Origin of the sequence: Amycolatopsis kentuckyensis (assembly GCF_002155975.1) — a bacterium.
Classification (GTDB): domain Bacteria; phylum Actinomycetota; class Actinomycetes; order Mycobacteriales; family Pseudonocardiaceae; genus Amycolatopsis; species Amycolatopsis kentuckyensis.
The window spans coordinates 1-501 of the sequence record NZ_MUMI01000829.1 but is presented as its reverse complement, the minus strand read 5'-3'; the positions used below and the strand labels follow the sequence as shown (position 1 = coordinate 501).

The following is a 501-nucleotide window of genomic DNA, read 5'->3' as shown; positions in this document are numbered from 1 at the left end:
CGTGCCGACCTCGACGACGGCCTTCGCGCACAGCGTCGCGGCCAGGAAGCGCAGCGTCGCTCCCGCACCCGCGCTGAGCGGGGTGCAGCCCAGGTCCTCGGCCCGTGCCCGCGCCGAAGACAGCACCTCGTCGTCGGGCAGGTACCCGTCGACGAACCCGGTATCGGCCGGTGCGGCCGCAGGGGTGGGCGTGTTCACGCACGGAGGTTAGCGTTGGTTGTCGATAAATCCGCGCAGGCTCCCTGGTAAGCACCCGGGAAGAAGTTCTCAGCCTGCTCTCAGTCCAGTCTCACTAGAACCATAAGGAGTCCGGAGAGACTGAATCCGAACACACGGGAACACCGTGCCGAGGGCCCGCGTTGGGTGGAGCAGACAGGAGAAACGCTGATGGAGGTGCCTGCTCCCGCGATGCAGAACGCCGTAGCCGATGCCGGGGCTCAGCCGGTGTCCCTGGACGAAGCGGCCTGGACGCCGCCGTCCTGGGACGAGGTCGTGCGCGAG

The 501-nt window shown here is 68.1% G+C and carries 2 pseudogenes; one reads left to right on the top strand and one right to left on the bottom strand.

What is annotated here, in order from left to right:
- A pseudogene (locus tag CCN39_RS48420) lies at positions 1-198 on the bottom strand (methyltransferase); the annotation flags it as partial.
- A gap of 210 nt (positions 199-408) precedes the next feature.
- Between CCN39_RS48420 and CCN39_RS52845 the strand changes: the two are divergent.
- A pseudogene (locus CCN39_RS52845) lies at positions 409-501 on the top strand (RNA polymerase sigma factor SigE); the annotation flags it as partial.